This window comes from Citrobacter sp. KTE151, from assembly GCF_000398845.1.
In the GTDB taxonomy this organism is placed as follows: domain Bacteria; phylum Pseudomonadota; class Gammaproteobacteria; order Enterobacterales; family Enterobacteriaceae; genus Citrobacter; species Citrobacter braakii.
Genome location: NZ_KB976059.1, coordinates 399317 through 424881 on the forward strand (window position 1 = coordinate 399317; position 25565 = coordinate 424881).

General features: G+C 53.3%; 25 protein-coding genes and 2 tRNA genes. 17 read left to right on the forward strand and 10 right to left on the reverse strand.

Translation table 11 applies throughout. The features are described 5' to 3' along the window. Positions 1–15: 15 nt before the first annotated feature. The gene (locus WC7_RS22355) at positions 16–477 is read right to left on the reverse strand and encodes a YbaK/EbsC family protein (protein WP_016151593.1); all 462 of its coding nucleotides are present in this window, start codon (positions 475–477) and stop codon (positions 16–18) included. Between the two features lie 365 nt (positions 478–842). Between WC7_RS22355 and WC7_RS22350 the strand changes: the two genes are divergently transcribed. Next, the gene (locus tag WC7_RS22350) at positions 843–2186 is read left to right on the forward strand and encodes a PTS sugar transporter subunit IIC (protein ID WP_016151595.1); all 1344 of its coding nucleotides are present in this window, start codon (positions 843–845) and stop codon (positions 2184–2186) included. A 29-nt stretch (positions 2187–2215) separates the two neighbouring features. Here the strand turns inward: WC7_RS22350 and fhuF are convergent, their stop codons facing one another. Both fhuF and WC7_RS22340 read right to left on the reverse strand, forming a co-directional pair. Continuing rightward, entirely contained in the window at positions 2216–3004 is a 789-nt protein-coding gene (fhuF, locus tag WC7_RS22345) for a siderophore-iron reductase FhuF (protein ID WP_016151596.1), read from the reverse strand. A 108-nt stretch (positions 3005–3112) separates the two neighbouring features. After that, complete coding sequence (locus WC7_RS22340; RefSeq protein WP_016151597.1) at positions 3113–4189, reverse strand: GGDEF domain-containing protein; 1077 nt, start codon at positions 4187–4189, stop codon at positions 3113–3115. A 216-nt stretch (positions 4190–4405) separates the two neighbouring features. Here WC7_RS22340 and WC7_RS0124300 point away from each other — a divergent pair, with 216 nt between their 5' ends. Next, positions 4406–4681 (forward strand): DUF1435 domain-containing protein, encoded by a 276-nt coding sequence (locus WC7_RS0124300; RefSeq protein ID WP_019078313.1) that lies wholly within the window; start codon positions 4406–4408, stop codon positions 4679–4681. 39 nt (positions 4682–4720) lie between these two features. Here WC7_RS0124300 and WC7_RS22335 read toward each other — a convergent pair. The 3 genes from WC7_RS22335 to rsmC all read right to left on the reverse strand — a co-directional run bounded on the left by WC7_RS22335 (position 4721) and on the right by rsmC (position 6159). Further along, positions 4721–4806: transfer RNA gene (locus WC7_RS22335), tRNA-Leu, on the reverse strand. A 28-nt stretch (positions 4807–4834) separates the two neighbouring features. Beyond that, positions 4835–4921: transfer RNA gene (locus WC7_RS22330), tRNA-Leu, on the reverse strand. A 209-nt stretch (positions 4922–5130) separates the two neighbouring features. Then, positions 5131–6159, reverse strand: a complete 1029-nt coding sequence (gene rsmC / locus WC7_RS22325) for a 16S rRNA (guanine(1207)-N(2))-methyltransferase RsmC (protein ID WP_016151599.1) — start codon at positions 6157–6159, stop codon at positions 5131–5133. A gap of 103 nt (positions 6160–6262) precedes the next feature. Between rsmC and holD the strand changes: the two genes are divergently transcribed. From holD to WC7_RS22290, 8 genes are all read left to right on the forward strand, one after another. Next, positions 6263–6676: a DNA polymerase III subunit psi gene (gene holD, locus WC7_RS22320; RefSeq protein WP_003837254.1), complete on the forward strand. Its 414-nt coding sequence runs from the start codon at positions 6263–6265 to the stop codon at positions 6674–6676. After that, the gene (gene rimI / locus WC7_RS22315; RefSeq protein WP_005123887.1) at positions 6645–7091 is read left to right on the forward strand and encodes a ribosomal protein S18-alanine N-acetyltransferase; all 447 of its coding nucleotides are present in this window, start codon (positions 6645–6647) and stop codon (positions 7089–7091) included. The genes holD and rimI overlap by 32 nt, the downstream gene beginning before the upstream one ends. Before the next feature lie 14 nt (positions 7092–7105). Beyond that, positions 7106–7786: a pyrimidine 5'-nucleotidase gene (gene yjjG, locus WC7_RS22310; RefSeq protein WP_016151600.1), complete on the forward strand. Its 681-nt coding sequence runs from the start codon at positions 7106–7108 to the stop codon at positions 7784–7786. A gap of 92 nt (positions 7787–7878) precedes the next feature. Continuing rightward, on the forward strand, positions 7879–9468 hold the full coding sequence (prfC, locus tag WC7_RS22305; RefSeq protein WP_016151601.1) for a peptide chain release factor 3: 1590 nt from the start codon (positions 7879–7881) through the stop codon (positions 9466–9468). Between the two features lie 305 nt (positions 9469–9773). Continuing rightward, positions 9774–10391, forward strand: coding sequence for a molecular chaperone OsmY (osmY, locus tag WC7_RS22300; RefSeq protein ID WP_016151602.1), 618 nt, complete (start codon positions 9774–9776; stop codon positions 10389–10391). Between the two features lie 127 nt (positions 10392–10518). Continuing rightward, positions 10519–10680 (forward strand): DUF1328 domain-containing protein, encoded by a 162-nt coding sequence (locus WC7_RS25040; protein WP_003019081.1) that lies wholly within the window; start codon positions 10519–10521, stop codon positions 10678–10680. 245 nt (positions 10681–10925) lie between these two features. Beyond that, positions 10926–11999, forward strand: coding sequence for a patatin-like phospholipase family protein (locus tag WC7_RS22295; RefSeq protein ID WP_016151604.1), 1074 nt, complete (start codon positions 10926–10928; stop codon positions 11997–11999). After that, positions 11996–12772 (forward strand): metal-dependent hydrolase, encoded by a 777-nt coding sequence (locus tag WC7_RS22290; protein WP_016151605.1) that lies wholly within the window; start codon positions 11996–11998, stop codon positions 12770–12772. Before WC7_RS22295 ends, WC7_RS22290 begins: the two co-directional genes overlap by 4 nt. Positions 12773–12804: 32 nt before the next feature. On the opposite strand, the gene WC7_RS22285 is transcribed toward WC7_RS22290, so the two are convergent. Beyond that, a complete protein-coding gene (locus WC7_RS22285; protein ID WP_016151606.1) occupies positions 12805–13668 on the reverse strand; it encodes a YjjW family glycine radical enzyme activase in 864 nt (287 codons plus the stop codon). Beyond that, entirely contained in the window at positions 13640–15190 is a 1551-nt protein-coding gene (locus tag WC7_RS22280) for a YjjI family glycine radical enzyme (protein WP_016151607.1), read from the reverse strand. Before WC7_RS22280 ends, WC7_RS22285 begins: the two co-directional genes overlap by 29 nt. Before the next feature lie 261 nt (positions 15191–15451). Between WC7_RS22280 and deoC the strand changes: the two genes are divergently transcribed. The 4 genes from deoC (at position 15452) to deoD (ending at position 19926) form a co-directional block, all read left to right on the forward strand. After that, a complete protein-coding gene (deoC, locus tag WC7_RS22275; RefSeq protein WP_016151608.1) occupies positions 15452–16231 on the forward strand; it encodes a deoxyribose-phosphate aldolase in 780 nt (259 codons plus the stop codon). A gap of 179 nt (positions 16232–16410) precedes the next feature. Then, the gene (deoA, locus tag WC7_RS22270; RefSeq protein WP_016151609.1) at positions 16411–17733 is read left to right on the forward strand and encodes a thymidine phosphorylase; all 1323 of its coding nucleotides are present in this window, start codon (positions 16411–16413) and stop codon (positions 17731–17733) included. 50 nt (positions 17734–17783) lie between these two features. After that, the gene (gene deoB, locus WC7_RS22265; protein WP_016151610.1) at positions 17784–19007 is read left to right on the forward strand and encodes a phosphopentomutase; all 1224 of its coding nucleotides are present in this window, start codon (positions 17784–17786) and stop codon (positions 19005–19007) included. A gap of 199 nt (positions 19008–19206) precedes the next feature. Continuing rightward, entirely contained in the window at positions 19207–19926 is a 720-nt protein-coding gene (gene deoD, locus WC7_RS22260) for a purine-nucleoside phosphorylase (RefSeq protein WP_000224864.1), read from the forward strand. Between the two features lie 85 nt (positions 19927–20011). Here the strand turns inward: deoD and lplA are convergent, their stop codons facing one another. Both lplA and WC7_RS22250 read right to left on the reverse strand, forming a co-directional pair. Then, a complete protein-coding gene (lplA, locus tag WC7_RS22255) occupies positions 20012–21028 on the reverse strand; it encodes a lipoate--protein ligase (protein ID WP_016151611.1) in 1017 nt (338 codons plus the stop codon). A gap of 20 nt (positions 21029–21048) precedes the next feature. Further along, positions 21049–21690, reverse strand: coding sequence for a YtjB family periplasmic protein (locus tag WC7_RS22250; protein WP_016151612.1), 642 nt, complete (start codon positions 21688–21690; stop codon positions 21049–21051). Between the two features lie 115 nt (positions 21691–21805). Between WC7_RS22250 and serB the strand changes: the two genes are divergently transcribed. From serB to nadR, 3 genes are all read left to right on the forward strand, one after another. Next, on the forward strand, positions 21806–22774 hold the full coding sequence (gene serB, locus WC7_RS22245) for a phosphoserine phosphatase (RefSeq protein WP_003829946.1): 969 nt from the start codon (positions 21806–21808) through the stop codon (positions 22772–22774). Positions 22775–22857: 83 nt separating this feature from the next. Further along, the gene (radA, locus tag WC7_RS22240; protein WP_016151613.1) at positions 22858–24240 is read left to right on the forward strand and encodes a DNA repair protein RadA; all 1383 of its coding nucleotides are present in this window, start codon (positions 22858–22860) and stop codon (positions 24238–24240) included. 65 nt (positions 24241–24305) lie between these two features. Further along, positions 24306–25535 (forward strand): multifunctional transcriptional regulator/nicotinamide-nucleotide adenylyltransferase/ribosylnicotinamide kinase NadR, encoded by a 1230-nt coding sequence (gene nadR, locus WC7_RS22235; protein WP_016151614.1) that lies wholly within the window; start codon positions 24306–24308, stop codon positions 25533–25535. Positions 25536–25565 lie beyond the last annotated feature (30 nt).

Sequence of the window (25565 nt, forward strand, 5' to 3'; positions counted from 1 at the left end):
GGCACGGAACGTGAATCATCCCTGACACACATCCACCCAGGTGGCGGAAGTCAGCTCAGCCATCCTTTCTGGCGTGATACGAACGGCGCTGTGGATGGCGCCTGCGGCGGGAAGCACTTCAGCGTAATGCTTCAACGAAACATCGCAGTACACCGAAATCGGCGTTTCCAGTCCGAAAGGGCAAACGCCGCCAACGGGATGGCCCGTCGCATTCACAACTTCATCGCTACTCAACATACGGGCTTTGGCACCGAAAGTGCTCTTTAGCTTTTTGTTATCCAGTCGGGCATCACCTTTGGCGACGACCAGAATAATGTCGTTCTTGACCTTCAGCGAAAGCGTTTTCGCGATCTGGCCAGGTTCGACGTTATGGGCTTTCGCTGCCAGATCGACGGTAGCTGTGCTCTGATCTAATTCGATAATCTCAATATCTGGTGCATATTGCGCTAAAAATTGGCGTACAGATTGCAAACTCATTCTTCTCTCCAAATCGCCTACAGGCAGCTCCATCCAGCAGAAAACCGCATGGCGTAATTTGTCATAGGGGCAAGCTCGCTGTAAATATTTTAATGTAACAACATGGCAACATTGGCAGTTTTTCGATCGTCTTCACAATCAAAGAAACCGGTTACAGTAACCGGTTGCAGAATGCTCAAATGGCGATTAATACTGAAGTTGTCACTTCCTCTGTATTACATAATAAGAGCCATCTATGAAACTGAACTCAAAATGCAGTAGCGCTGGCGTTCCTCCCGGCACGGTTGCGAAAAGTAGTAATGGGCTTTACGTGGTGGTGTTGATACCAGCACGGTTGCAGGGTTTTGCACAACGGGAGAACGGCTATGTCTACTAATCATGCTGTGTTTAATGTGATTTTCCGCTTCGTTGAAAATTACGTCAGCCCTGTTGCCGGGCGCATCTCTTCACAACGTCATGTGATGGCTATCCGTGATGGGTTTATTTCGGCGATGCCCTTTATGATCGTAGGCTCGTTTCTGCTGGTTTTCGCCTATCCACCTTTTTCTCCGGATACCACTTGGGGGTTTGCACGTGCGTGGCTGGATATGGCGAAACAGTTTGAAGGCCAAATCCTCACACCGTTTGATATGACGATGGGGATCATGTCAGTCTACATATGTGCGGCTATCGCTTATAACCTGGGCAAGCACTATGTGAAGTCGCATCAGCTAGATCCCTTCATGTGCGCGATGCTATCGATCATGGCTTTTTTGCTGATTGCTGCACCGAAAACCAAAGGCACTATGCCGGTTGATAGCCTGGGCGGTACGGGGATTTTCACTGCCATCCTGGTGGCTATTTACTGCGTTGAAATGATGCGCTTCCTGAAGGCGCACAACATCGGCATTCGTTTACCCGATCAGGTGCCGCCGATGATCAAAAACTCCTTCGATCTGCTGATCCCTGTGCTGGTGGTGGTACTGACCCTGTACCCGCTGAGTCTGGTGATTCAGTCGCAGTTTGACATGCTGATCCCGCAGGCCATCATGGCCATCTTTAAACCACTGGTGTCTGCAGCGGATTCTCTGCCAGCGATACTGCTGGCGGTGCTGATCGGCCATCTGCTGTGGTTTGCGGGTATTCATGGCGCGGCAATTGTGTCGGGAATGCTGCAAATGTTCTGGCTCACCAATCTCGGGATGAACCAGTCGGCGCTGGCGCAGGGCGCGCCTTTACCGCATATCTTTATGGAAGCGTTCTGGACGTTCTTTATTGTGGTTGGAGGTTCCGGCGCGACGATGGGGCTGGTGATTTGCTATCTGCGTAGCCGTTCGGCCCATCTACGATCGATCGGGCGTTTGAGCGTTGTCCCGAGCATTTTTAATATTAACGAACCGGTGATTTTTGGTACGCCGATTGTCATGAACCCAGTGTTCTTTATTCCCTTCCTGCTGGCCCCGATGGTGAACGCAGTGCTGGCCTGGGCGGCGATGAAGCTGGATTTAATTGGGCGGGTGATTTCAGTGGTTCCCTGGACGGCCCCGGCCCCGGTTGGCGCGGCATGGGCGTTAGGCTGGGATTATCGTGCGGCCATTCTGGTTGTCCTGCTGGCACTGGTGTCTGCCGTCATCTACTTCCCATTCTTTAAGGTTTACGAAAAACAGCTATTAGCGCAGGAAAAAGAAGAAGCACAGCGTATAGAAGAGGAAAATCAGCAGGTTGCATAACTGACGGGCGAGGGGCTACGGCTCCTCGCTTACTTCAGCGTGCAGTCACCGCATTGCTGGACATCGGGCAGGCGATAGCGCTGGCAGCAGGTTCTGCGTACTAACAGTCCCTCGCGCGGAACAACGGTACGCCACAGGGGATTATCCTGACCGCAGGAGAGTTGCTTCTCAAAAAAACAGGTTTGGCGCAGTGTGGTCAGCAGTTCTTCACCTAATAACGGCTTCATTTCCGTTAAATACCAGTGAATTAAATATCCGGTGTTGCTCCAGATAAGCTTCGCATTGATCTCGCCTGTCGCTTCCAGCGCCTGCATAACCGGCGTCAGCGCCGAGAGAATCAGCGTTTCCATGCGTTGCTGAGGAGACTGGGCCGTGACCTGGTGATCCTGATGCACGTCGATCCAGAAGCAGGCAGCACGGCCTGTTTCGTGGAATTCTACGTGCATGTGTTCAGGAGAGACGTCGATGGCCTCTTTTTGCGTCAGCAGGGCCACCATGAGCGGAGGCATCATCAGGCCGATATACCACTGCGCCCAGAGAGAAATCAACGGCTTATTTTCGCGTGGCAGCGTGGGCTGATTGCGATAAATATGGTCCGAATAGACAGCCAGCAATGAACTTAGCGTCGTTGATTGCGTCCATTCATGTAGCGTCATCGCACCTGGCACGGGCGTTTCGTCAAGACGAATGAAGTCCAGCAGGTGCTCACGGGTGTTGGCTATCGTTGCGCGTACGGCAGCAGCCAGCGAGGGCATCTTTGCAGGCAGAGGGCCACGCCAGATGATATCTTCAACGATCGGTGCGGAACGATAAGCCATGTCGATATAAGGATGTTAATCTTAATGATAATGATTGCTAATCCTATAATTGACATTGAGCGATGGCAAGATCTTTGTCGCCATCCCGGGAGACACCGCACAGATAGCTCAGGCAGAAGGGCAGTTTACCCGCAGGTCATCGCTGACCAGCGTACTGTTGCGCCCAAGGCTCTTGGCCTCATAAAGGGCTTTATCCGCTCGGGCAACAGCGGCATCAATATCCTGCTCGACCAGAGGCGCAATACCAATACTCACGGTTACGTTGGTTGCCACGCTCTCGTTAAACATGTGAGGAATTTTAAGGTCGTACACCTTCTGGCGAATACGTTCGGCGGCAGCCTGGGCCTGCTGGGGATCGACCGCGGTCAGCAAAACCATAAACTCTTCCCCACCAAAGCGCGCCACCACGTCCCGGGAGCGCACGGAGTCACGAATCGCGGCAGAGACGCGGATCAGTGCCTGATCTCCCATCATATGACCGTAGTGATCGTTATAGGCTTTGAAATGGTCGATATCCAGCAGCAAGACGTAGTGCTTCGCGTTGCTCAAGGCCAACAGCGTATCGAGTCGGTGTTGCAGCCCCCGACGATTGTACAAACCGGTTAGCGGGTCGAGCATGCTGAGCCCGTTCAGGGTTTCCCGTTCTTCCAGCAGTTTATACATCAGCTGCTGGGCGAAGCCATCGTAGCGCTTTTGTATCACATGCTGGATGGCGATCCCGGCCATGGGCAGCGCCATAAAATAGATAATTCGCAAACCATGCTCGCTGCCATTCAGCCATAAACAGACGGCGACGGAAGGCAATGAGTGAAGCGTAAACGCGATGATATTATTGGCAAAAGCGATAGAACCAATAAACAGCACGCTGAGAAGCGCGATTAATAGAAAATAATAATCATTATGACCCAGAGCGTTATATTTCAGGAAAATATGTAATGCCCATAGCAAACCAAAAACGATTGAAATAAAAGGAAGATTAATTCTTTTATCCACATATTTCCTATGCCATGCCAGCAACAATGTACTCATCACGAGAATCAGCAATGCCGGTACTGACAACGCTTTGACGGCAAACAGGGGAAAAAAAAGCGTAAACAGTGCGGAGACTGCGTTGAGCAGCAGAAATAATCGTAAAGAGAGTTGGTATTTTTTGGTGCGCAGAGCTCGCCAGGATTGTACTGTCATAGGTAAATATTGTTAGTTATCTGCAATGTACGAAGGTGTGTTGGTAAATAAAACAAATAACGAACGGGGTATCATTCGCAGAGGTTTTTATTGTTTTTAGTTGAAAAGCTAACCGGCGAGCAATTTATCACCTTAAATTATTCATGTCATCAATCGTTAAGTAAAACTCATATACTTGATAGTGCCTTCCAACTGACAAATGAGAAAATTTATCATATGATATTGGTTATCATTATCAATGTAATAGGTGGTACCATGTTGCAACGTACGCTGGGCAGTGGATGGGGTGTTCTGCTGCCGGGAATACTGATTGCCGGGATGGCATTTAGCGACCTGTCGGTCTACGTATGGAAGGCGATGATTGTATTAGGATTACTGTTGACTTCACTCATGCTGTACCACAAGCGTTTGCGGCATTTTGTCCTGTTGCCTTCATGTGCGGCGCTGATCGGCGGCATTGTTCTGGTGATGATGAACGGGAATCAGGGATGAACAAAACAGGGAAGAAAATCGAGAGGGAAATAAGATAATTGGTGCGAGGGGGGGGACTCGAACCCCCACATCCTAAGGACACTAACACCTGAAGCTAGCGCGTCTACCAATTCCGCCACCTTCGCCCAGTGCGAGCAATATCAACGTGGATTATGGTGCGAGGGGGGGGACTTGAACCCCCACGTCCGAAAGGACACTAACACCTGAAGCTAGCGCGTCTACCAATTCCGCCACCTTCGCATACCATCGACACTCAAAAAAGTATCGTTACCACGGAGGCGCATTCTAGTGGTTTTCAACTTTTCGTCAATAGTTAATTGCCCAGGACGCGCTTAATTGATGTAAAAATGGGCGCTAAACGCAGGCCGTGTAAACGAAGTGCCACCCCGCATTTAGCAAACCCTGCCGGATGGCGGTGCAGGCACCTTATCCGGCATGGGATGACCGTTCTACTTCTTCGCCTGACGCGTCATGATGGTGCGATAGACCTTGAAGCGACCGGTCTGCGCGATAACTTCGTGGAAGCCAAACACTTCATCCAGTACCTTCGGATAAGGCAGGAAGGCGTTCGCCACGATACGCAGTTCACCGCCGCTGTTGAGGTGGCGCACTGCACCGCGAATCAGCGTTTGCGCGGCATCGAGGCTGGTCTGCATCCCGTCGTGGAACGGTGGGTTGGAGATGATCATATCAAAGCGACCCGTCACGTCAGAAAAGACGTTACTGGCGATTACGTCTCCTTCAATACCGTTGGCAGCAAGCGTTGCGCGGCTGGCTTCAACGGCGGCGGCACTAACATCGCACAGGGTTAAGCGCACTTTTGGCGAGTGGCTGGCTAAGGCGACGGAGAGTACGCCTGCACCGCAGCCGACATCCAAAACTTTGCCTTTGGTGTGCGGCGTCAGCGTGGAGAGCAGTAGTTGGCTGCCAACATCGAGGCCGTCACGGCTGAATACGCCCGGCAGAGTTTTGATGGTCAGATTTTCGGTCTGGTATTCATCCCAGTATTTTTCTGCATCAAAGACCGGCTGTTTTTCCAGACGACCATGGTACAGGCCACAGCGACGCGCGCTGTCGACTTTGTTCAGCGGTGCGTATTCGGCCAGCATCTGCTCTGCGCTACGTACGCCGCTGCGGTTCTCACCAACAACAAAAATATCGGTGCCCACCGGTAACAGTGACAGAATGTTCATCAACTGGAACTGGGCTTCCGGCTTATTCTTCGGCCAGTAGTAGATCAGCGTATCGCTATCGGCAACGTCATCGGCCTGGGCGACGAGGCTAAAGCGAACGTTGTCGCCCATCTGGCGGTTAAGCACCTGCCAGTGGTGAAGCTGCTGAGTGTGCGCACGGCTGGCGGCGCATTCAAAATGGGCAGGCAGGTCATCCTGCAAATCACCGGCAAACAGAATACGGCTTTGTTCGAAATCATCACTGTGGCGCAGCAAGACTTCACTTGCCGGGGTAAAAGCAGACATGGAGTGCTCCTTAAATTGTACAGCGGGGGATTATAGTTGTTTGATGGCACGGATTCGACAAATTTGCTATATTTGCGCCCCTGATAGACAGGAGTGTTTCGCTATGACATCCCGACGAGACTGGCAGTTACAGCAATTGGGCATTACGCAGTGGTCATTGCGTCGTCCCGGCGCACTGCAGGGCGAGATCGCGATTTCAATTCCTGCGCACGTCCGTTTGGTGATGGTTGCTGCACAATTACCCGCACTAACTGAACCGTTGATGAGCGATATTTTACGCGCATTAACCGTCAGCCCGGATCAGGTTTTACAACTGACGCCTGACCGCGTCGCCATGCTGCCGCAGGGCAGTCGCTGTAATAGCTGGCGGCTGGGAACCGAAGAGCCGCTGCTGCTGGAGGGCGCTCAGGTCGAGAGTCCTGCGTTTAATGAATTACGGGAAAACCCCGCGGCCCGCGCCGCGTTATGGCAACAAATCTGCGCATATGAACACGATTTCTTCCCTCGAACCGACTGATTTACCTGCAGCATTTCAGATTGAAAAACGCGCCCACGCTTTTCCGTGGAGTGAAAAAACATTTGCCAGCAACCAGGGCGATCGCTACCTCAATTTTCAGTTGAGGGTTGACGACGTAATGGCCGCCTTTGCGATTACACAGGTCGTGCTGGATGAAGCTACGCTGTTCAATATTGCCGTCGATCCTGACTTTCAGCGCCGGGGCCTGGGGCGTGAGCTACTGGAATACCTGATCGATGAGCTGGAAAAGCGTGGCATTTTGACACTGTGGCTTGAAGTACGCGCCTCAAATGCTGCCGCTATCGCGCTGTACGAAAGCCTGGGCTTTAACGAGGCGACGATCCGGCGCAATTACTATCCGACGGCCGATGGTCATGAAGACGCCATTATAATGGCATTGCCAATCAGCATGTAAGACAAGGTGTAATGATGAAGAAGTGGGACTGGATTTTCTTTGATGCCGACGAAACGCTGTTTACGTTTGACTCGTTTACCGGCTTACAGCGGATGTTTCTCGACTATAGCATTACCTTTACCGCTGAAGATTTTCAGGACTACCAGGCCGTAAATAAACCGCTGTGGGTGGATTATCAAAACGGTGCGATAACCTCATTACAACTCCAGCACGCTCGTTTTCAGAGCTGGGCTGAACGCCTGAAGGTTGAGCCAGGCCAGCTTAATGACGCCTTTATCAATGCGATGGCGGAGATCTGCTCGCCGTTGCCAGGGGCGGTTTCTCTGCTCAATGCGATTCGTGATAAAACAAAAATCGGTATTATTACTAACGGCTTTACGGCGTTGCAGCAAATCCGCCTTGAGCGGACGGGGCTGCGCGACTATTTCGACCTGCTGGTGATTTCTGAGCAGGTTGGCGTGGCAAAACCCGATCCCCGTATTTTTGACCATGCGCTGGAGCAGGCGGGCAATCCTGAGCGTTCTCGCGTACTGATGGTGGGCGACACCGCAGAGTCCGATATTCTTGGCGGCATTAACGCCGGGCTATCCACCTGCTGGCTAAATACGCACCACCGCGAGCAGCCAGCGGGCATTCAGCCGACCTGGACCGTAGCGTCATTAAGTGAACTGGAGCGGCTCCTGTGTAAACACTGATTGCCTCCCCCCCGTTGATGGGTAAAATAGCCGCAATTTTTCGTATTCAACTTGCACGGCCTGTTGCCGTGCTTACCTAAGAAGATTTGACTATGACGTTGTCTCCTTATTTGCAAGAGGTGGCCAAACGCCGCACTTTTGCCATTATTTCTCACCCGGATGCCGGTAAAACGACAATTACTGAAAAGGTACTGTTATTCGGACAGGCGATTCAGACCGCCGGTACGGTAAAAGGCCGTGGCTCCAGCCAGCATGCGAAATCTGACTGGATGGAAATGGAAAAGCAGCGTGGTATCTCCATTACCACCTCTGTGATGCAGTTTCCATATCATGACTGCCTGGTAAACCTGCTGGACACCCCAGGGCACGAAGACTTCTCTGAAGATACATACCGTACTCTGACGGCGGTGGACTGCTGCCTGATGGTCATCGACGCCGCAAAAGGTGTTGAAGACCGGACCCGTAAGCTGATGGAAGTTACCCGTCTGCGTGATACCCCGATCCTGACCTTTATGAACAAACTCGACCGTGACATCCGCGATCCGATGGAGCTGCTGGATGAAGTCGAGAATGAACTGAAAATCGGCTGTGCGCCGATCACCTGGCCGATTGGCTGCGGTAAGTTGTTCAAAGGCGTCTATCACCTATATAAAGACGAAACTTACCTGTACCAGACGGGTAAAGGCCACACCATTCAGGAAGTGCGCATTGTTAAAGGTCTGAACAACCCGGAACTCGATGCCGCCGTGGGGGAAGACCTGGCGCAGCAGCTGCGCGACGAGCTGGAACTGGTGCAGGGCGCGTCTAACGAGTTCGACCATGAGCTGTTCCTCGCGGGCGAAATCACCCCGGTATTCTTCGGTACCGCGCTCGGTAACTTCGGCGTTGATCATATGCTGGATGGCTTAGTGGAGTGGGCGCCTGCGCCGATGCCGCGTAAAACCGACACCCGCGTTGTTGAAGCCTCAGAAGAGAAGTTCACCGGCTTTGTGTTTAAAATTCAGGCCAACATGGACCCGAAACACCGTGACCGCGTGGCGTTTATGCGCGTGGTGTCCGGCAAGTACGAGAAAGGGATGAAAATGCGCCAGGTGCGCATTGGTAAAGACGTGGTTATCTCCGATGCGCTGACTTTTATGGCCGGTGACCGTTCTCACGTGGAAGAAGCGTATCCGGGCGATATTCTGGGTCTGCACAACCACGGCACTATCCAGATTGGCGATACCTTTACCCAAGGCGAAATGATGAAGTTCACCGGTATTCCGAACTTCGCGCCGGAGCTGTTCCGTCGTATTCGTCTGAAGGATCCGTTGAAGCAGAAACAGCTGCTGAAAGGGCTGGTTCAGCTGTCCGAAGAGGGCGCAGTGCAGGTTTTCCGTCCGATCGCTAATAACGATCTGATCGTGGGCGCTGTTGGTGTGCTGCAGTTCGACGTGGTGGTTTCACGCCTGAAGAGCGAATACAACGTTGAAGCGATTTATGAGTCGGTCAACGTAGCGACAGCACGCTGGGTAGAGTGTTCTGACGTGAAGAAATTCGAAGAATTCAAGCGTAAAAACGAAATTCAGCTGGCGCTGGATGGCGGCGATAACCTCACTTATATCGCGCCAACCATGGTTAACCTGAATCTCACCCAGGAACGTTACCCTGACGTTCAGTTCCGCAAAACGCGCGAACACTAATCGACCTTCAGGGCACGGTATCCGCCGTGCCCTACAACTTTTCCTGTCTTTTAAATCCCTTGCGGAATGTTCTTAAAACCTCTCGTTTTTCTTTTGTTTGCACGTTTTTTAGTCAATCTGGACTGCGATCACGAAATCCTGAACTATATTTAACAATGTGATGACATAAATGTCGGCGTTAAATGCTTTTTAGGCTGCCTGTTGCAGCTTCTATTGCTGATATTTATTCCACTTACAAGATTAGTTGCTGGCTCAAGCCGTTTACGGCAGAGCGCAGCTTTTAGCAAACATACAGGAATACATCGATGACAATGACAGGACTTAAGATTTCTAAAACGCTGCTGGCCGTGATGCTGACCTCCGCTGTTGCAACGGGTTCTGCTTATGCAGAAAACTCCACGACGGATAAAACGCAATCCGGCGTCGAAAGTGCGGGGCAGAAAGTCGATAGCTCCATGAACAAAGTCGGTAATTTCATGGATGACAGCACCATCACTGCGAAAGTAAAAGCCGCGCTGGTGGATCACGATAGCATTAAGAGCACCGACATTTCCGTTAAAACCGACCAGAAGGTGGTGACGCTAAGCGGGTTTGTTGAAAGCCAGGCACAGGCCGAAGAGGCAGTTAAAGTCGCCAAAGGCGTTGAGGGTGTGACCTCCGTTAGCGACAAACTGCACGTACGTGATAGCAAAGACACTTCTGTAAAAGGCTATGCGGGCGATACGGCAATCACCAGTGAGGTAAAAGCTAAGCTGCTGGCCGATGATATTGTCCCTTCCCGCAAAGTGAAAGTTGAAACCACCGATGGCGTGGTACAGCTTTCAGGAACCGTTGAATCACAGGCTCAAAGCGATCGCGCTGAGAGCATAGCCAAAGCGATTGATGGCGTGAAAAGCGTCAAAAACGATCTTAAAACTCACTAATTAGACTTAATTCGTCCTCCCGACGTTTGTCGGGAGGCGTGTTGTGCACCACACTGAAAATATCGCCGATGGGCAGCCTGAGTGCTCATATCAAGCGGTGACATTAACTATGGTAAAGGAGAAGCGCATGTTTCGATGGGGCATCATATTTCTGGTTATCGCGTTAATTGCCGCTGCACTGGGTTTTGGTGGACTGGCGGGTACCGCTGCTGGCGCAGCGAAAATTGTTTTTGTGGTGGGGATCATTCTGTTTCTGGTCAGCCTGTTTACAGGTCGTAAACGGCCCTAGCGACATCCCCTTTATTCTTCAAGTTAAAGGTGCGCTGGCTACGCGTGCTTGCCCGTATCACTTACCAGAGTAAGCAGATCGGGATTCACGCCCTTGCCGCCTTCTTGTGACTCGAATTATTTTGGGGATTAACCGTAAAGATAACTTGCTACTAAGCCAGTCCACCGGACTGGCTTTTACGGTTTTAGCATCAGGCAATTTGCGTTACTTTGTTGTTCTATTACAAAAACAACAGGAAGGCAGAGGTGGGGCAGAGAATACCCGTCACGCTCGGTAATATTGCGCCGTTATCGTTACGTCCGTTTCAACCAGGCAGTATGGCGCTGGTGTGTGAGGGCGGCGGACAAAGAGGCATCTTCACCGCTGGCGTACTGGATGAATTCATGCGCGCGCAGTTCAATCCTTTTGATCTCTTCTACGGGACCTCCGCTGGTGCGCAAAACCTTTCAGCTTATCTTTGTAACCAGCCGGGTTACGGTCGTAAAGTCATCATGCGTTACACTACCCGACGTGAATTTTTTGACCCGGTGCGCTTTGTGCGGGGGGGAAATTTAATCGATCTCGATTGGCTAGTGGATTCGACCGCGTCCCAGATGCCGCTGGCGATGGATAACGCCGAGCGCCTGTTTGCCGCAGGGAAATCGTTTTATATGTGCGCCTGTCGGGGCGATGACTACACGCCAGGCTATTTTTCGCCGAACCGGCAAAACTGGCTCGATCTTATTCGTGCCTCCAGCGCGATTCCCGGGTTCTACCGCGCCGGGGTTGCGCTGGATGGTGTGAATTATCTCGATGGGGGAGTCAGCGACGCCATTCCCGTGCAGGAAGCGGCGAAGCAGGGGGCAAAAACGCTGGTAGTTATCCGCACCGTGCCTTCGCAAATGTATTACACCCCGCAGTGGTTCAAGCGTATGGAACGCTGGCTGGGCGAAAGCAGCCTGCAACCGCTGCTGAATCTGGTCCAGCACCATGAAGCCAGCTATCGCGCGATTCAGAGTTTTATTGAGAAACCGCCGGGCAAGCTGCGTATCTTTGAGATCTACCCGCCCAAACCGCTCCATAGCATGGCATTAGGAAGCCGTATTCCGGCGCTGCGGGAAGATTACAAGACCGGACGCCTGTGTGGTCGTTACTTCCTGGCAACCGTCGGCAAGCTGCTGGCGAAAAATGCGCCGTTGCCTCGTCAGACGCCGAAGATTGTGGTGCCGGGACCGGTCGTGGTTCCTCCCGCGCCGGTGGCTAACGATGCTCACGCGCCGGTGGTGACCAATGCGCCTCAGGCTAACGACACGACGTTTAATAATGAGGATTTGGCGTGAGTTATCGTTTTATTGATACGCATTGTCACTTTGATTTTCCGCCGTTTACGGGCGATGAATCTGCCAGTATTCAGGGCGCGGCTGACGTCGGCGTGCAAAGCATTATCGTTCCGGCCACCCAGGCGGCAAATTTTTCCCGTGTACTGGCGTTAGCGGAAAATTACCCTCCATTGTTTGCTGCCCTGGGGCTGCACCCCATTGTTATTGAGCAACATAGCGATGACTGCCTGGAGCAGTTGCAGCAGGCGCTGGATAAGCGTCCGCAAAAGCTGGTGGCAGTAGGTGAGATTGGGCTGGATCTTTATCGGGACGATCCGCAATTCGATAAGCAAGAGCGGCTGCTGGAAGCGCAGCTTAAGCTGGCGAAGCGTTACGAACTGCCGGTGATCCTGCATTCGCGGCGCACTCATGACAAGCTGGCTATGCACCTGAAACGCCATGCTTTACCGCGAACCGGCGTGGTGCATGGATTTTCCGGGAGCGTGCAGCAGGCCGAACGTTTTGTGCAACTGGGCTACAAAATTGGCGTGGGCGGCACCATTACCTGGCCGCGCGCCAGTAAAACCCGCGAGGTAATGGCGCAACTGCCGCTGGACTCACTGCTGCTGGAAACTGACGCGCCGGATATGCCGCTCAACGGCTTTCAGGGACAGCCGAATCGCCCGGAGCAGGTGGTCAGAGTCTTTGATGTCCTCTGCGAGCTGCGCCCGGAACCTGCGGATGTTATCGCTGATGCGCTGTATCGCAATACGACGGCGTTATTTGATTTTTAATTGCCGGACGACGGATGCGTCACAGCCGGCAATCACAGGTACAGCGCCGGGAAGATCAAATTATCCACTCCGCGCTCGCGCAATTTTTGCGCCAGTTGCTCCACATCCTCAGGCGTGGCGCTCGGCCAGTCCTTCGCTTCGCCGTACACCCCGTGCGCATGAAAGGCATTTAGCCGCACTGGTACATCACCTGAACGTTTGATAAACGCCGCCAGCGCATCGATATGCTGTAGATAATCCACGTGGCCAGGAATAACCAGCAGGCGCAGTTCCGCAAGTTTTTCCTGCCCGGACAAAAAGGTAATGCTTTGTTTAATCAGCGTGTTATCGCGGCCAGTCAACTGTCGATGACACGCGCTATCCCAGGCTTTTAAATCGAGCATTACGCCGTCGCATACCGGCAGCAGTTTTTGCCAGCCGGTTTCGCTCAGCATGCCGTTGCTGTCTACCATGCAGGTCAGGTGTTGCAGCTGCGGATCGGTTTTGATCGCGTTAAACAGCGCCACGATAAACGGCAACTGGGTGGTCGCTTCGCCGCCGCTGACCGTAATTCCTTCAATAAACAGCACCGCCTTGCGAATATGCTGCAGCACTTCATCAACGCTCAGGGTTTGCGCCATCGGCGTGGCCTGCTGTGGGCACATGTGCAGGCAGGTATCGCACTGCTGACATACGTCGGATTGCCATCTCACTTTCCCCGCACTCAGGCTCAGCGCTTCATGCGGGCAATGCAGGATACATTCCCCGCAGTCGTTGCAGCGTCCCATCGTCCACGGATTGTGGCAATTTTTACAGCGCAGGTTACATCCTTGCAGAAACAGAGCCAGGCGACTGCCCGGCCCGTCGACGCAGGAGAAAGGAATGATCTTACTTACTGAAGCGCATCTGCTGTTCATGGCTAATCACGCGAGGTTGTCGTTCCAGAATGCGGGTATTGCGCGCGGCTTCTTCGCCCAGCCAGGTGGTGTTGGTGCGTGAACCTTCGGCGCGATATTTTTCCAGATCCGACAGGCGTACCATATAGCCGGTGACGCGGACCAGATCGTTACCACTCACGTTGGCGGTAAACTCACGCATCCCAGCTTTAAACGCCCCGAGGCACAATTGCACCAACGCCTGAGGATTGCGCTTGATGGTTTCATCCAGCGTGAGAATGTCGCTGATCCCCGCGTGATAATACGCATGATGCGGCGCGACGGTTTGCAGGTGAGTGATCGGATCCGGCTCATCGCCATAGGGCAGACGCGCGCCCGGCGTGGTGCCGATGTCTGAACTGATCCCTGACTGTGCGTGCAGCATTGCGCGCTGCTTCCAGCCAAATTTCACCGGGCTACTTTCTACAAACTCCGCCAGTTGGGCGCTGATGCGATAGCCGAGCTGATTGGCGACCTCGTCTTTTCCGTAGCGAGCATTCTGCCCCGCCTTATCGCACAGCAGATTCACCGCCTCCGCCAGGCCATACATGCCGAACATAGGGACAAAACGTTCGGGATCAATCAACCCTTCCTGCACCAGGAAGCTATTCTCAAAGAAATGTGATTTTTCATAGAGGAATTCACATCGTGAATCAATGATGGCGATTTGCTGCTGGCAATAGTGCGGTAGGGTGCGCGTAAAGAAGTCATCGACAGAGGTGCTGCGCTCTGCGATGGCTTTCAGATTGAGCCTGACCAGCGTGCTTCCACCCCCGGCGAGCGGCAATGAGTTGTAACAGCTGACGACGCCATACTGACCTTTTGTGAAAATTTTATCATTTTCGGGGCCGTTGGAAATGTGCGGCTTACTGCACTCGCAGATATTTTGCGCCACGTTGAGCAGCAGGTCGTCAGGTGTAATTTGCGGATCATAAATGAACGTCAGATTAGGCGAAACCTGCTTTAAATCTGCGTCTGCGCGTAAAATTGCACGGGTGACAGGCGTATCAGCGGGGCCGATATTGGCATGCATAAATGCGTCTGGCAGGGTTCTGTCGAGATAACGCCAGAAACGTTTTATTCGAATATCGATCTCATCTTGTGTTAGAATTCTAACATATGGTTGCAACAGAACGTCGAGCTGGCCGAGATAGACCGGCATCGAGGTGACTGACGGAACGTGGTGATACAGGATGGTGAGTAAGGATAACGCGTCATCAAGATCCCTGGCTCCTTCCAGTTCCAGCCATGAGGAACCGTTGGCCAGAAAACGCGCGTAGTCGGGTAAAACATAGCGCGGTTTGAACGGGGCATGACCTTCATACATATCGCAGATCACCCCGTCATCCAGCGCCTGGCGAGCCTCAGCAGGTAGTTGCGGGTAAGGCAGCGCGTTTTCAGCCTCCAGCGCCAGGAAGTGGCGTTTCTGCTCAGGGCTGAGCACCGGACTGGTCACGATTTGTTGGCAACGCTGTTGCAGCGCGAGTTCGCTTGAAGTGGGCATCGTTGATTCCTTTTTATCCCGAAGGTGTAACGCCATTGTAGAAAGCAACGCCGCCACAACCTTTGATCCGGATGCGCCTGATGCCACCGCATCCCTTCTTGAAAGGTGATTTATTTGAAGTAGATCTCATTAGAGTAATGCAAATCTGTATGTGGTTTTCATTAACTGTGATGTATATCGAAGTGTAATAGCGAGCGGATGTTAGAATACTAACAAACTCGCAAGGTGAAATTTTATACGGCGATGCCGTTGGAGAATGTTATGACCGATTTAACAGCAAGCAGCCTGCGTGCACTGAAACTGATGGACCTGACCACCCTGAATGACGACGACACCAATGAAAAAGTGATCGCGCTGTGTCATCAGGCGAAGACCCCGGTAGGCAACACTGCCGCTATTTGCATCTATCCGCGTTTCATCCCTATCGCGCGTAAGACGCTGAAAGAGCAAGGCACTCCGGACATCCGTATTGCAACCGTGACCAACTTCCCGCACGGCAACGACGACATCGAGATTGCGCTGACTGAAACCCGCGCGGCGATTGCCTACGGCGCGGATGAAGTTGACGTGGTGTTCCCTTACCGTGCCCTGATCGCCGGTAACGAGCAGGTTGGTTTTGATCTGGTTAAAGCATGTAAAGATGCGTGTGCGGCGGCAAACGTGCTGCTGAAAGTGATCATCGAAACCGGTGAGCTGAAAGAAGAGAGTCTTATCCGTAAAGCGTCTGAAATCTCCATCAAAGCGGGTGCTGATTTCATCAAAACCTCTACCGGTAAAGTGCCGGTAAATGCGACGCCGGAAAGCGCACGCATCATGATGGAAGTGATCCGCGACATGGGCGTTTCTAAAACTGTAGGTTTCAAACCGGCAGGCGGCGTGCGTACTGCAGAAGATGCACAGCAGTTCCTGGCGATTGCCGACGAACTGTTTGGTGCTGACTGGGCCGATTCCCGTCACTATCGTTTTGGCGCATCCAGCCTGCTGGCGAGCCTGCTGAAAGCGCTGGGTCACGGCGACGGTAAGAGCGCAAGCAGCTACTAATTACTCGTCATACTGCAAGCCGCAGGTGCGTTAGCTGCACTCCCTCACCCCAGTCACTTACTGTAGTAAGCGCCTGGGGATGAGCTTCCTTACCGCTTCCTGCGACTCGAATTGTTTAGAGTAATCATTCATTGCAGTGGGTTTTCCGCTGCACTTAACCTGATTTATCGGGGGTTACCATGTTTCTCGCACAAGAAATTATTCGTAAAAAACGTGATGGTCATGCTCTGAGCGATGAAGAGATTCGTTTCTTTATCAATGGGATTCGCGACAACACCATCTCTGAAGGGCAAATCGCCGCCCTGGCGATGACCATTTTCTTCCACGATATGACAATGCCTGAGCGTGTTTCGCTGACCATGGCAATGCGTGATTCAGGAACCGTGCTGGACTGGAAAAGCCTGCAACTGAACGGCCCGATTGTGGATAAACACTCTACCGGCGGCGTGGGTGACGTAACGTCACTGATGTTAGGCCCGATGGTCGCTGCATGTGGCGGCTATATTCCGATGATCTCCGGACGTGGTCTGGGTCATACCGGCGGTACGCTCGATAAACTGGAAGCCATCCCAGGGTTTGACATCTTCCCGGACGACGCGCGTTTCCGTGAAATTATTAAAGACGTGGGTGTGGCGATTATTGGGCAAACCAGCTCGCTCGCACCGGCGGACAAACGTTTTTATGCCACCCGCGATATTACCGCGACGGTGGATTCCATCCCGCTGATTACCGGCTCTATCCTGGCGAAAAAGCTGGCGGAAGGGCTGGATGCGCTGGTGATGGATGTGAAAGTAGGCAGCGGCGCCTTTATGCCGACCTATGAGCTTTCTGAAGCGCTTGCCGAAGCGATTGTCGGCGTGGCGAACGGGGCGGGTGTACGTACCACCGCGCTGTTAACCGATATGAACCAGGTACTGGCATCCAGCGCAGGTAACGCGGTAGAAGTCCGCGAAGCGGTGCAGTTCCTGACAGGTGAATACCGCAATCCACGTCTGTTAGACGTCACGATGGCGCTGTGCGTGGAAATGCTGATCTCCGGCAATCTGGCGAAAGATGATGCCGAAGCCCGTGCAAAATTGCAGGCGGTGCTGGATAACGGCAAAGCGGCAGAGATTTTTGGTCGCATGGTTGCAGCGCAGAAAGGCCCGACCGATTTCGTCGAAAATTATGCGAAGTACCTGCCGACGGCAATGCTCAGCAAAGCGGTATATGCTGATACCGAAGGTTTTGTCAGCGCTATGGATACCCGTGCGCTGGGAATGGCGGTTGTTTCCATGGGCGGCGGTCGTCGTCAGGCTTCGGACACCATTGATTACAGCGTTGGCTTTAGCGACATGGCGCGTCTGGGCGACAGCGTAGACGGACAGCGTCCGCTGGCGGTGATCCACGCCAAAGACGAAGCCAGCTGGCAGGAAGCGGCGAAAGCGGTCAAAGCGGCAATTAGCCTTGACGATAAAGCGCCAGAAATTACACCGACAGTCTATCGTCGTATTACCGAATAACTGTATACTGATCTGATCGCTTTTTTGCGGCGCAGATGTTGGAGAACAAGATGAAACGTGCATTTATTATGGTGCTGGACTCCTTTGGTATTGGTGCGACTGAAGATGCGGATCGCTTTGGCGACGTAGGCTCAGACACTATGGGACACATTGCAGAAGCCTGTGCGAAAGGCGAAGCTGACAAGGGTCGCAAAGGTCCACTGAATCTGCCTAACCTGACCCGTCTGGGCCTGGTGAAAGCTCACGAAGGTTCTACCGGTAAAATTGCTGCTGGTATGGACGGTAACGCGGAAGTGATTGGTGCCTACGCCTGGGCGCATGAACTCTCTTCCGGGAAAGACACGCCGTCTGGCCACTGGGAAATCGCGGGTGTTCCGGTTCTGTTTGACTGGGGTTATTTCTCCGATCATGACAACAGCTTCCCGCAGGAACTGCTGGATAAACTGGTCAAACGTGCCAACCTGCCGGGCTACCTCGGCAACTGCCACTCTTCCGGTACCGTGATCCTGGATCAACTGGGTGAAGAGCATATGAAAACCGGCAAGCCGATTTTCTATACTTCCGCAGACTCCGTGTTCCAGATTGCCTGTCACGAAGAGACTTTTGGCCTGGATAAACTCTACGAACTGTGTGAAATCGCTCGTGAAGAACTGACCGAAGGTGGTTACAACATCGGTCGTGTTATTGCGCGTCCGTTTATCGGTGATAAAGCTGGTAATTTCCAGCGTACCGGTAACCGTCACGATCTGGCCGTTGAGCCGCCAGCACCGACAGTGCTGCAGAAACTGGTCGACGAGAAAGACGGTCACGTGGTTTCCGTCGGTAAAATCGCGGATATCTACGCTAACTGTGGCATCACCAAAAAAGTGAAAGCTACCGGCCTGGACGCGCTGTTCGACGCCACCATCAAAGAGATGAAAGAAGCGGGTGATAAGACCATCGTCTTCACTAACTTCGTTGATTTCGACTCTTCCTGGGGACATCGTCGCGATATCGCTGGTTACGCTGCAGGTCTGGAACTGTTCGACCGCCGTTTACCTGAACTGATGGAACTGGTGGGTGAAGATGACATTCTGATCCTGACCGCTGACCACGGCTGTGACCCGAGCTGGACCGGCACTGACCACACCCGTGAGCACATTCCGGTGCTGGTTTACGGCCCGAAAGTGAAACCAGGTTCTTTAGGCCACCGTGAAACTTTCGCGGATATTGGCCAGACGCTGGCGAGCTACTTTGGTACATCGCCGATGGACTACGGTAAAAACATGCTGTGATACCCGTTGTCTTTCGCGCTGTAGATGCGTTGACTTCATTCGCTCACCCCGGTCACATAGGTAATCTATGCTCCCGGGGGTTCCGAATTCGTCGCCTTCCTACAACGCGAAATCCTTAGGGTATTTGAATTCGTTTTGTCGGTTGGGTAAGGCATTGCTACCCCCCCGACAAAAACAATAAATCAAAAGGGAACTGAAGATGGCAACTCCACATATTAATGCAGAAATGGGTGATTTCGCTGACGTCGTATTGATGCCGGGCGACCCGCTGCGCGCAAAGCATATTGCTGAAACTTTCCTCGAAGATGTTCGTGAAGTGAACAACGTTCGCGGCATGTTAGGTTTCACCGGTACTTACAAAGGCCGTAAGATCTCCGTTATGGGTCACGGGATGGGTATCCCGTCCTGCTCTATCTACACCAAAGAGCTGATCACCGATTTTGGCGTGAAGAAAATCATTCGCGTAGGCTCCTGCGGCGCTGTGCGTATGGACGTTAAACTGCGTGACGTGGTTATCGGTATGGGCGCCTGCACCGACTCCAAAGTAAACCGTATCCGTTTTAAAGATCATGACTTCGCAGCTATCGCTGACTTCGACATGGTGCGTAATGCAGTTGATGCGGCAAAAGCGCTGGGCGTAGACGCGCGCGTGGGCAACCTGTTCTCCGCTGACCTGTTCTACTCTCCGGACGGCGAAATGTTCGACGTAATGGAAAAATACGGCGTGCTGGGCGTGGAAATGGAAGCGGCGGGTATCTACGGCGTTGCGGCTGAGTTTGGTGCGAAAGCGCTGACCATCTGCACCGTGTCCGACCATATCCGTACTCACGAGCAGACCACTGCCGCTGAACGTCAGACGACCTTCAACGACATGATCAAAATCGCACTGGAATCCGTTCTGCTGGGCGATAAAGAGTAAGTGTTGTGATGCCCGGTAGCGCTGCGCTTACCGGGCATACAATCGATGTATGCCGGACCGCCATCCGGCATTTTCAGGCCAGCGTTTAGCTCACTGCACTGGCAATCCACGCTGACAGCTCGCGTAACTCTTTCTCCTGCTGTGGGAAATCAACCAGCAGCGCTTCGCACTCCTGTTGCAGCATATCCGCACGGTACAAACACCCCTGCAGACGACCCGCCAGCGCTTCTAACGGCGCGGGATTGAGGCTGTCGGTAAAGACCTGCGTACGGGTGATATGACCTTTTTCCACGTCGAAATGCAGCTCAACGCCGCCCCAGGTGAAACGCTCGTCCAGAAGATGCGAGAAAGCGGGCGCCTGACCAAAATTCCACTCCCAACTGCTCTGACGGGCAAAGGTTTCGGCAAAGTTCGGCAGATCCGGGGTTTTGTCCGGCGAGATAATTTCCGCTTCGACACGTTCGCCGTAGTGGGCAAAAAAGGCTTCCGTGATGGCCTGACAGACCTGTTGATGGGTGATGCCCGGCAACAGCTCCGTTAGATTCGCTACGCGTGAGCGAACCGAGGTGATGCCTTTGGCGGCGAGTTTCTTTTTATCCGGATTGAGATAGTTTGCCAGGCGGCTGAGATCGGCGTTCAACAACAGCGTGCCGTGGTGGAATCCGCGGTCTTTCGTTTCCCGATAAGCAGAGCCGGAAACTTTGCGATCGCCGTCAGGCGTTTTCACGACCAGATCGTTACGCCCGGAGGCGTCGGCGTCTACGCCCAGCGCGTTCAGGGCATGGAGGACAATAGCGGTAGAGATGGTTTTGTCGTACTCCGGTTTACCGGCCATAAAGGTAAAGCAGGTATTGCCTAAGTCATGGAACACCGCGCCGCCGCCGCTGCTGCGACGGGCGAGCCGCACGTTGTCTTCTTCCATACGGCGGGTATTACACTCTTTCCACGGGTTTTGCGCCCGGCCAATCACCACCGTATCGGCGTTACGCCACAAGAACAGGACGCGCTGCGTGGCGGGCATCTGGCGAAAAATGCACTCTTCCACCGCGAGGTTAAACCACGGATCGTAAGAGTCTGAGATAAGCAGGCGTAGTGTCGTCATGGTCGATTTCCTTTCTGTTATTACTCTTTCTTCTCGTTGTCTTCTTCCTGTACCGGTTTGTTGGCGGTCAGCAGGAAAGGGGATTGCTGCCAGCGGGTGCGCTTGCCTTGCAATAAGGTACGGGTGAGCACCACGCCAATTGCCAGTGACAGAAGCAGCATTAGGCGTAAGATGTTGGTGGTGTTATCCACCTGCTTGGCTTCGGTGGCGAGCGTGTGGGTATCCAGCGTCAGGCGTAGATAGCCCAGCGGACCATTTCTTCCCTGAATGGGCTCGACAATCTGCTGGTTAAAATAGCCCCCGGCTTTTTTGCCGTCCAACGCCAGTCGGTCTCGAACGTTGACGCTCTCACCGGTGCGTGTAATCAGGTCTCCCTGTTCATCGTAGACCCCCGCATCCAGAATACGGCTACTTTCCGTGAGCTGCGAGAGTACCGCTTTAATGCGCTTTTCATCCGGCGTTTCGGTACGCATCAGCGGGGCGACGTTCAAGGAGACCTGGCGAGCCAGCGTGCGCGCCAGCTCTTCGAGCTGCGGATTACGCTGCTGTTGGTGGCTTTGACTAAACCAGGACGCGCCCTGCATCAGAGCAACGAGCAGCGCAAGGCAGGACAATACAATCACTGCACGATGAAGTCGGAATTTCAGTTTTGTGCGAGCCATATTCCACCTGCTGAAAATTTGAGACTTAATGTTGCCAGAAGCGCTGGTTACAGGGTAGCCTCATGCGTTATTTTCCCCTGATGATTCCGACCCGAACGATTTTACAGGAGCTTTAATGCCTAACATTACCTGGTGCGATCTACCTGAAGATGTTTCTCTGTGGCCAGGTCTGCCTCTCTCTTTAAGCGGTGATGAAGTCATGCCGCTGGATTACCACGCGGGCCGCAGTGGCTGGCTGCTGTATGGTCGTGGGCTGGATAAACAACGGTTAACGCAATACCAGAGCAAACTGGGTGCGGCGATGGTGATCGTGGCGGCGTGGTGCGTTGAGGATTATCAGGTGATTCGTCTGGCGGGCTCGTTAACGCCGCGTGCGGCAAAACTGGCGCATGATGCCAAACTGGATGTTGCGCCACTGGGTAAAATTCCGCATTTGCGCACGCCGGGTTTGCTGGTGATGGACATGGATTCAACGGCTATCCAGATCGAGTGTATTGATGAAATTGCCAAACTGGCGGGAACCGGCGAAATGGTTGCCGAAGTCACCGAACGCGCGATGCGCGGCGAGCTGGACTTTACCGCCAGCTTGCGCAGCCGCGTGGCGACGTTGAAGGGCGCTGATGCCAATATTTTGCACCAGGTGCGCGAAACGCTACCACTGATGCCTGGCCTGACTCAGCTGGTGTTAAAACTGGAAACGCTCGGCTGGAAAGTGGCAATTGCCTCCGGCGGTTTTACCTTCTTTGCCGATTATCTGCGTAACAAACTACGTCTGACGGCGGCTGTGGCAAACGAGCTGGAGATCATGGACGGTAAATTCACCGGCAACGTGATCGGCGATATCGTCGATGCGCAGTACAAAGCCAACACCCTGACTCGCCTGGCGCAGGAGTATGAGATCCCAATGGCGCAGACGGTGGCGATCGGCGATGGCGCCAACGATCTGCCGATGATCAAAACGGCTGGACTGGGTATAGCGTATCATGCCAAACCCAAAGTGAATGAAAAGACGGAGATTACGATCCGTCACGCTGACCTGATGGGCGTGTTCTGCATTCTCTCTGGCAGCATGAACCAGAAATGATTTAATTGCCTGATGGCAAAGTGACCGTAGGCCGGATAAGCGCCCACGCTGTCCGGTAAACGCGCTAACGAAAGAGGTAAAACGTGGCCAAAGCTCCAAAACGCGCCTTTGTTTGTAACGAATGCGGGGCCGATTACCCGCGCTGGCAAGGGCAATGCAGCGCCTGTCAGGCCTGGAACACCATTACCGAGGTACGCCTTGCTGCGTCACCAACGGTGGCGCGTAACGAGCGGCTCAGCGGCTATGCCGGGAATGCGGGCATCGCAAAAGTGCAGAAGCTGTCTGATATCAGCCTTGAAGAGTTGCCGCGTTTTTCCACCGGATTTAAAGAGTTTGACCGCGTGCTGGGCGGCGGTGTGGTGCCCGGCAGCGCCATCCTGATTGGCGGTAACCCCGGCGCAGGGAAATCAACGCTGCTGCTGCAAACGCTGTGCAAGCTCGCTGAGCAGATGAAAACCCTGTACGTCACCGGCGAAGAGTCTTTGCAACAGGTGGCGATGCGCGCGCATCGACTCGGTCTGCCGACGGCGAATCTGAACATGCTGTCGGAAACCAGCATCGAACAAATTTGCCTGATTGCCGAAGAAGAACAGCCGAGGCTGATGGTTATCGACTCCATTCAGGTGATGCACATGGCGGATATTCAGTCTTCGCCGGGCAGCGTGGCACAGGTGCGCGAAACCGCGGCTTACCTGACCCGCTTCGCCAAAACGCGCGGCGTGGCGATTGTCATGGTCGGCCACGTCACCAAAGACGGCTCGCTGGCCGGTCCAAAGGTGCTGGAGCACTGTATTGACTGCTCGGTGCTGCTCGACGGCGACGCCGATTCTCGTTTCCGTACTCTGCGTAGCCATAAAAACCGCTTTGGCGCGGTGAATGAACTGGGCGTCTTTGCCATGACCGAACAGGGGCTGCGTGAAGTCAGCAACCCTTCCGCTATCTTCTTAAGCCGTGGCGATGAAGTCACCTCCGGCAGTTCGGTGATGGTGGTCTGGGAAGGCACGCGCCCGTTGCTGGTGGAGATTCAGGCGCTGGTCGACCATTCGATGATGGCGAATCCGCGTCGTGTGGCGGTCGGTCTGGAGCAGAACCGTCTGGCGATTCTGCTGGCCGTGCTGCATCGTCACGGCGGCTTGCAGATGGCGGATCAGGACGTGTTCGTCAACGTGGTTGGCGGCGTGAAGGTTACCGAAACCAGCGCCGATCTGGCACTGCTACTGGCAATGGTTTCCAGCCTGCGCGACCGACCGCTGCCGCAGGACTTAGTGGTCTTTGGCGAAGTGGGACTGGCGGGTGAAATCCGTCCGGTACCCAGCGGCCAGGAGCGTATTTCAGAAGCGGCGAAGCACGGCTTTCGTCGGGCGATTGTTCCTGCCGCCAACGTGCCGAAAAAAGTGCCGGAAGGGATGCAGGTCTTTGGCGTTAAGAAGCTTACGGATGCTTTAAGCGTGTTTGACGACCTATAATAAAATACCCGTCGTCTTTCCGGCGGTATTGGGTATTACGTTTATTTTTACAGCAGGAGGCTCTTGTGTCATTTGATTATCTGAAAACTGCCATTAAGCAAAAGGGCTGTACCCTGCAACAGGTGGCAGATGCCAGTGGCATGACCAAGGGATATTTAAGTCAACTGCTGAATGCCAAAATTAAAAGTCCCAGCGCGCAAAAGCTGGAGGCGTTGCACCGGTTTCTCGGGCTGGAGTTTCCGCGCCAGCAGAAGAATATCGGTGTGGTATTCGGTAAGTTTTATCCGCTGCATACCGGCCATATCTATCTTATCCAGCGCGCGTGTAGTCAGGTCGATGAACTGCATATCATCATGGGGTATGACGACACGCGCGATCGCAGCCTGTTTGAAGACAGCGCTATGTCGCAACAGCCCACGGTGCCCGATCGTCTACGCTGGCTGCTGCAAACCTTTAAGTATCAGAAAAATATCCGTATTCACGCCTTCAACGAAGAGGGTATGGAGCCGTATCCACACGGTTGGGATGTGTGGAGCAACGGGATCAAAACGTTTATGCAGGAGAAAGGGATCCAGCCTAACTGGATTTACACCTCTGAAGAGTCAGATGCCCCGCAGTATCTGGAACATCTGGGGATCGAAACCGTGCTGGTGGATCCCAAACGAACGTTTATGAACATCAGCGGCGGGCAAATCCGTGAGAACCCGTTTCGCTACTGGGAGTATATTCCTACAGAAGTGAAGCCGTTTTTCGTGCGCACCGTGGCGATCCTCGGCGGAGAGTCGAGCGGAAAATCGACGCTGGTGAACAAGCTCGCCAATATCTTTAACACTACCAGTGCGTGGGAATATGGGCGTGATTACGTCTTCTCCCATTTGGGCGGTGATGAGATGGCGTTGCAGTATTCCGACTACGATAAAATCGCCCTGGGACAAGCCCAATACATTGATTTTGCTGTCAAGTATGCCAATAAAGTGGCGTTTATCGACACCGATTTCGTTACCACTCAGGCCTTCTGCAAAAAGTATGAAGGGCGTGAACACCCGTTTGTGCAGGCCCTGATTGACGAGTATCGCTTTGACCTGGTGATCCTGCTGGAGAACAATACTCCATGGGTGGCGGATGGCTTACGCAGTCTCGGCAGTTCGGTTGACAGAAAAGCGTTTCAGTCGCTGCTGGTCGAGATGCTGCAGGAAAACAATATCAATTTTGTGCACGTTCAGGAACCCGACTATGACGGTCGATTTCTGCGCTGCGTGGAGTTGGTGAAAGAGTTGATGGGCGAGCAGAGATAGCGTAAATGCCGGATGGCGTTGCGCTTATCC

What these genes read in the sequence shown, in the direction of transcription:
- deoD (WP_000224864.1), top strand. Translation starts at nt 19,207, where the DNA reads ATGGCAACTCCACATATTAATGCAGAAATGGGTGATTTCGCTGACGTC.
- deoA (WP_016151609.1), top strand. Translation starts at nt 16,411, where the DNA reads ATGTTTCTCGCACAAGAAATTATTCGTAAAAAACGTGATGGTCATGCT.
- fhuF (WP_016151596.1), bottom strand. Translation starts at nt 3,004, where the DNA reads ATGGCTTATCGTTCCGCACCGATCGTTGAAGATATCATCTGGCGTGGC.
- rimI (WP_005123887.1), top strand. Translation starts at nt 6,645, where the DNA reads ATGAACACGATTTCTTCCCTCGAACCGACTGATTTACCTGCAGCATTT.
- yjjG (WP_016151600.1), top strand. Translation starts at nt 7,106, where the DNA reads ATGAAGAAGTGGGACTGGATTTTCTTTGATGCCGACGAAACGCTGTTT.
- WC7_RS22285 (WP_016151606.1), bottom strand. Translation starts at nt 13,668, where the DNA reads ATGAACAGCAGATGCGCTTCAGTAAGTAAGATCATTCCTTTCTCCTGC.
- WC7_RS25040 (WP_003019081.1), top strand. Translation starts at nt 10,519, where the DNA reads ATGTTTCGATGGGGCATCATATTTCTGGTTATCGCGTTAATTGCCGCT.
- WC7_RS22340 (WP_016151597.1), bottom strand. Translation starts at nt 4,189, where the DNA reads ATGACAGTACAATCCTGGCGAGCTCTGCGCACCAAAAAATACCAACTC.
- deoC (WP_016151608.1), top strand. Translation starts at nt 15,452, where the DNA reads ATGACCGATTTAACAGCAAGCAGCCTGCGTGCACTGAAACTGATGGAC.
- WC7_RS0124300 (WP_019078313.1), top strand. Translation starts at nt 4,406, where the DNA reads ATGATATTGGTTATCATTATCAATGTAATAGGTGGTACCATGTTGCAA.
- WC7_RS22250 (WP_016151612.1), bottom strand. Translation starts at nt 21,690, where the DNA reads ATGGCTCGCACAAAACTGAAATTCCGACTTCATCGTGCAGTGATTGTA.
- rsmC (WP_016151599.1), bottom strand. Translation starts at nt 6,159, where the DNA reads ATGTCTGCTTTTACCCCGGCAAGTGAAGTCTTGCTGCGCCACAGTGAT.
- osmY (WP_016151602.1), top strand. Translation starts at nt 9,774, where the DNA reads ATGACAATGACAGGACTTAAGATTTCTAAAACGCTGCTGGCCGTGATG.
- WC7_RS22280 (WP_016151607.1), bottom strand. Translation starts at nt 15,190, where the DNA reads ATGCCCACTTCAAGCGAACTCGCGCTGCAACAGCGTTGCCAACAAATC.
- WC7_RS22355 (WP_016151593.1), bottom strand. Translation starts at nt 477, where the DNA reads ATGAGTTTGCAATCTGTACGCCAATTTTTAGCGCAATATGCACCAGAT.
- lplA (WP_016151611.1), bottom strand. Translation starts at nt 21,028, where the DNA reads ATGACGACACTACGCCTGCTTATCTCAGACTCTTACGATCCGTGGTTT.
- prfC (WP_016151601.1), top strand. Translation starts at nt 7,879, where the DNA reads ATGACGTTGTCTCCTTATTTGCAAGAGGTGGCCAAACGCCGCACTTTT.
- WC7_RS22350 (WP_016151595.1), top strand. Translation starts at nt 843, where the DNA reads ATGTCTACTAATCATGCTGTGTTTAATGTGATTTTCCGCTTCGTTGAA.
- holD (WP_003837254.1), top strand. Translation starts at nt 6,263, where the DNA reads ATGACATCCCGACGAGACTGGCAGTTACAGCAATTGGGCATTACGCAG.
- deoB (WP_016151610.1), top strand. Translation starts at nt 17,784, where the DNA reads ATGAAACGTGCATTTATTATGGTGCTGGACTCCTTTGGTATTGGTGCG.
- serB (WP_003829946.1), top strand. Translation starts at nt 21,806, where the DNA reads ATGCCTAACATTACCTGGTGCGATCTACCTGAAGATGTTTCTCTGTGG.